We start from the raw sequence: 3,989 nt of genomic DNA on the forward strand, positions 1-3,989 counted from the left end.
AAGAGGCCGCAATCCACCGTTTTTTTTAGGGATATAAACACGCAGCAGCGGACAGGGACGGTATGTTTCATAAACAACCTCATCTTTAATCAGGGCCAGTTTGGAAAAGAGGTTTCGTTCAAAATCCTCCAACGTTACCCCATCAGTCCCTGCACAGCCCTGATTTGACTTCACCTTGTACCAGGCCTGAAGGAGGTTGGCGTCGGAGAGGACCTGGGTCAAACTCACGCTGGCATTCATATTTCCCCCTGGTTGTTATGAAAAAGGCTTAAGCCCGTTTACAAAGCGGGGCCTTCCACGACAACAATCACCATTCCCAACATCATACATAAAAATGTCTTAACCCCGTTTAAACCGGGATATTCCACGACTGCCGGTTTCCGGTTTGCCGCCTATGGCCGTTTGTCGTCTTAACCCCGTTTACAAACCGGGACCCTCCACGACAGAAAAAGATGTTAAACTTTTTAAAAAAAAACAATAGTCTTAACCCCGTTTACAAACCGGGACCCTCCACGACCAATTTAAATATGGAGGACAAGCTAAAAACGTCTTAAGGTCTTAACCCCGTTTACAAACCGGGACCCTCCACGACTGTACCTCTTTTTTCCCCATTGAAAACAACAGGTTACAATAGTGTTTCCGGCGGACAGACCAACAGCCACGAAGCCACACCGAACTTACCCCTCCTTTTTGCCATTTTTCTCAATGATTTCAACGCCCGGCGGCATATTCTTCGATTTTCATCTCTATCAGGCTGATATCATTAGCTTTTCCTTATTTCCGGCAGTTTATCATCTTTTTTTTACAACGATTACCGGACCCCTTGAAATTATTACATATTTTCGATTTCAACTGTTGGGACCTCTTTTAAAAAATCTCTTATCCGCCTGCGTTTTTCCTCAAGGGAATAGCCATCCCACTCTTTTTCGTAAGCAGGCCACTCGCCGATACGTTCCTTTCTCAACCTCATCTTTAATCAGAGCCAGTTTGGAAAAGAGGTTTCGTTCAAAATACCCCAACGTTTCCCCATCACTCCCTGCACAACCCTGATTTGACTTCACCTTGTGACCAGGCTTGAAGGTAATTTCAACGCCCGGTGGCATATTCTTTGATGTAAAACAAAAAAGCGGTAAGACATTTTTTTACCGCGAAGAACGCGAGGGAAGGCAGGAGAAAGGCAAAAGACGCGAAACAGTCTCAGCCCATAACGAATGTTATCGAGTTTTGTTGCCCTGCTTTTTCCTGCCTCCTTTCTCCTGTCTCCCTTTCTGTCTTTTTCGAAAGCAGGCCACTCGCCGATACGTTCCTTTCTTGAATGAAAATGACCACAAGGGTCTTAACCCCGTTTACAAACCGGGACCCTTCACAACAGTACCTCTTTTTTCCCCATTGAAAACAACAGGTTACAACAGTGTTTCCGGCGACCAGACCAACAACCACGAACCCACACCGAAATCATCCCTCCTTTTTGTCATTTTTCTCAATGATTTCAACGCCCGGCGGCATATTCTTTGATTTTCATCTCTATCAGGCTGATATCATTAGCTTTTCCTTATTTTCGGCAATTTTTCATCTTTTTTTTAGACGATTACCGGACCCCTTGAAATTATTACATATTTTCGATTTCAACTGTTGGGACCTCTTTTAAAAAATCTCTTATCCGCCTGCGTTTTTCCTCAAGGGAATGGCCATCCCACTCTTTTTCGTAGGCAGGCCACTCGCCGATACGTTCCTTTCTCAACCTCATCTTTAATCAGAGCCAGTTTGGAAAAGAGGTTTCGTTCAAAATCCCCCAACGTTTCCCCATCAGCCCTCCCTGCACAGCCCTGATTTGACTTCACCTTGTGACCAGGCTTGAAGGTAATTTCAACGCCCGGCGACATATTCTTTGATGTAAAACAACAAGCGGTAAGACATTTTTTTTACCGCGAAGAACGCGAAGGAAAGCAGGAGAAAGGCAAAAGACGCGAAACAGTCTCATCCTACAACGGATGTTATCGAGTTTTGTTGCCCTACTTTTTCCTTTCTCCTTTCTCCTGTCTCCTGTCTCCTGTCTCCTGTCTCCCTTTTTGTCTTTTTCGAAAGCAGGCCACTCGCCGATACGTTCCTTTCTTGAATGAAAATGACCACAAGGGTCTTAACCCCGTTTACAAACCGGGACCCTTCACGACTGTACCTCTTTTTTCCCCATTGAAAACAACAGGTTACAATAGTGTTTCCGGCGACCAGGCCAACAACCACGAAGCCACACCGAACTTACCCCTCCTTTTTGCCATTTTTCTCAATGATTTCAACGCCCGGCGGCATATTCTTTGCTTTTCATCTCTATCCCGCTGATATCATTATGTTTTTCTCGTTTCCGGAAATTTTTCATCTTTTTTTTAAACGATTACCGGACCCCTTGAAATTATTACATATTTTCGATTTTCCATAAAACCGGCAATGAAAAAGAAAGGTCTTCAGGGAACCTTGAAACAGCTTGTCTTTCATTCATATTCAAGGTGCAGGAAGAAACTTACCACAGGCATAACCTTGTATCCCGAGGATAAATTTTTGACTGTAACCAAGAAGATAGTCGATTATTCAATATTCCCTTCAGATGAGAGTATACCGGGGATCAAGACTCACCTTTCCCGGCCCGTCAATGCAGATTGTATTGATATCTTTATTACAGAGTGAATAATACCGTATCGAATCCTTATCAGCCTCAATTATCCTGGCCATCCGTTTCTGCAATTCCATAAGTTCGTCGTCATCGAGATGACATTCAAAGATAGACCGCTGTACCCGAAGGCCGAAGTTCTCCATTTCCCGGGCCACCTTGCGTAATCGTTTGTCATCGCTTATGTCAAAACAAATGAGATACATGAGGGTCCCTTGAAACAGTTTGAATTTCGTTCATATTCGAGCACAGGAAAAAATCTAACTCTGACAAAGTAAAGGAGTGATTATTCGATGTTCCCATAACTATACGATAAAATAATCACCGTCACCGGTCAATTCCCCCTTTCCTTGCCTGGTGATCTTGTCAGCGCACCAGCTGCATAAAGAATACCAGCGTATGGAATCCTGCCCCTCAATCAGACCTGTGATCTCTACTCTCAACTGATCAAATTCCTCGCCGTCAAGATGGCACTCGAAAACCGAATGCTGCACCCGGAAACCATAATTCTCCAGGATGCCAGCGACCTTGCCCCGGATCTTGTCGTCGGAGATATCATAGGTAACAACCCGCAACATACTCATTTCAACAGCAGGGGCTGATATCTTTCCTGCCTGCCTTGAATGACACGAGCGATTTGCAATACCTGATATTCCATGCAGCGGCGATAGTCCATTTTCGTGCTGGTTACCGGGTGCTGACGGGTTGAGTTCAGCTTTTTTTCCAGTTCTCTGATAAAGAGGTTTTTCGCGTTATCCCCCAGCAAACACCCTCTGCCATATTTCTTCCCGACAGAAAAATCAGCCGGTTTGATCCTGCGAGAAATAACCAGTTTCCAGACCACCGTATCTACGATCAAGGCCCTAAACTCCTCTATTAAATCAGAAGGCTACCTTGAATAATCAGTCTTTCGCCCATCTTCTTCGTTACAGTAAAAAATTTATCCTCCGACAAAGCGAGGAACGAGACGTCGAGATATCAATCATATACCTGCGGTAAATTTCTTCCTGTGCCTCGAATATGAACGAAATACAAGATTATTCAAGGTACCCAGAAATCAATGCCGGATGACCAGGGCGGATAGAATGGAGAAAACCCACATGAGGGTTCAAACCCCTGGCTCTGGCCAATGAATAGATGTTGTAGTACAGCAGTGTATATCCGTAGGAGAGCAATGCGTTTACCGGATCCGATGGCGGGTGCTTTTTTCTGCCGGAAAACCGCCAGTCGCCATCAAGGACAGACGCTATCCCCTGAAAATAGCTCCTTGCCGCGAATCCTTCATAGCCTCGAAGCTCATCCAGTGTTTGTGCAGATTTCATTTTTT

Annotated in this window: 4 protein-coding genes and 1 pseudogene; all 5 read right to left on the reverse strand. The window is 44.8% G+C overall.

Features of this window, described 5'->3' with window-relative positions; all coding sequences use genetic code 11:
* Window positions 1-240, reverse strand: a pseudogene (locus tag JWG39_RS15810) (hypothetical protein); the annotation flags it as partial.
* Between the two features lie 2,355 nt (window positions 241-2,595).
* Complete coding sequence (cas2, locus tag JWG39_RS15815) at window positions 2,596-2,868, reverse strand: CRISPR-associated endonuclease Cas2 (protein WP_205220410.1); 273 nt, start codon at window positions 2,866-2,868, stop codon at window positions 2,596-2,598.
* A 99-nt stretch (window positions 2,869-2,967) separates the two neighbouring features.
* Complete coding sequence (cas2, locus tag JWG39_RS15820) at window positions 2,968-3,246, reverse strand: CRISPR-associated endonuclease Cas2 (RefSeq protein WP_205220411.1); 279 nt, start codon at window positions 3,244-3,246, stop codon at window positions 2,968-2,970.
* Window positions 3,243-3,539, reverse strand: a complete 297-nt coding sequence (locus JWG39_RS15825; protein ID WP_338032238.1) for a CRISPR-associated endonuclease Cas1 — start codon at window positions 3,537-3,539, stop codon at window positions 3,243-3,245. The genes cas2 (JWG39_RS15820) and JWG39_RS15825 overlap by 4 nt, the downstream gene beginning before the upstream one ends.
* A 160-nt stretch (window positions 3,540-3,699) precedes the next feature.
* Window positions 3,700-3,989 (reverse strand): CRISPR-associated endonuclease Cas1 (gene cas1, locus JWG39_RS15830; RefSeq protein ID WP_205220413.1); only part of this gene is annotated, 290 nt, incomplete at its 5' end.

Origin of the sequence: Desulforhopalus vacuolatus (genome assembly GCF_016918505.1) — a bacterium.
Lineage (GTDB): Bacteria > Desulfobacterota > Desulfobulbia > Desulfobulbales > Desulfocapsaceae > Desulforhopalus > Desulforhopalus vacuolatus.